The organism is Cellulomonas algicola (genome assembly GCF_003851725.1).
Classification (GTDB): domain Bacteria; phylum Actinomycetota; class Actinomycetes; order Actinomycetales; family Cellulomonadaceae; genus Cellulomonas; species Cellulomonas algicola.
This window is the reverse complement of the sequence record NZ_BHYL01000516.1, coordinates 1-893: the sequence shown is the minus strand read 5'-3', so window position 1 is coordinate 893 and position 893 is coordinate 1. Positions and strand designations below refer to the sequence as shown.

At 80.2% G+C, this 893-nt stretch carries 2 protein-coding genes; both read left to right on the top strand.

Going from position 1 to position 893, the window contains the following annotated elements; translation table 11 throughout:
- The coding region (locus CTKZ_RS21195; RefSeq protein WP_200829888.1) for a hydroxyethylthiazole kinase at positions 1-250 on the top strand (250 nt) is incomplete at its 5' end.
- Positions 247-893 (top strand): thiamine phosphate synthase (thiE, locus tag CTKZ_RS21190; RefSeq protein ID WP_235843600.1); only part of this gene is annotated, 647 nt, incomplete at its 3' end. The genes CTKZ_RS21195 and thiE, both read left to right, overlap by 4 nt.

The following is an 893-nucleotide window of genomic DNA, read 5'->3' as shown; positions in this document are numbered from 1 at the left end:
GATCACCGGCGCCGGGTGCGCGCTCGGCGGCCTGACGGCCGCGCTCGCGGCGGTCACCGAGCCGCTCGTCGCCGCGGTCGGGGCGACGACGCTGCTGGGTCTCGCCGCCGAGCGGGCCGCGGTCGCCGCCGCGGGTCCCGCGTCGTTCCAGGTGGCGCTCGTCGACCACCTCGCCTCGGTCGCACCCGACGACCTCGCGGCCCGCGTCGTGTCGGCCGCGACGGTCGAGCGTGCGGCGGTGCCCGCGTGAGCCGCGTCCTGCCCGACGGCCCGTACCTGGTGGTCGACGCCGACACCTGCGCGGCCGCGTCACGCCGGCCGGCCGACATCGCACGGGTCGCGGTCGGCGCGGGCGTCCGCGTGCTGCAGGTGCGCGCCAAGCGGGCGCCGGTCCGCGACCTCGTCGCACTGACGGTCGACGTCGCGCGCGCGGTCGACGGCACGGGCGCCCTCGTGGTCGTGGACGACCGGGTCGACGTCGCGCTCGCCGCGCGCTCGCGCGGGTGCGCGGTCGCCGGGGTGCACGTCGGCCAGGCGGATCTCGACGTCGCCGACGTCCGGCGGCTCCTCGGCGCGGACGCGGTCGTCGGCGTGTCCGCGGCGACCGCCGCGCATCTCGCGGAGGTCGACCCCGCGGTCGTCGACTACGTCGGCGCGGGACCCGTGCGGGGGACGCCGACGAAGCCGGACGCGGGCCCGCCGCTGGGCCTCGACGGCCTGCGTGCGGCGGTCCGGCGCAGCCCTCTGCCGGTCGTCGCGATCGGTGGGCTCGGGGTCGAGGACGTCGCGGCCGTGCGCGAGACCGGTGCGCACGGCATCGCGGTCGTGTCGGCGGTCTGCGCGGCGGCGGACCCGGCCCGCGCGGCGGCGGACCTCGTCGCGGCGTGGACGGC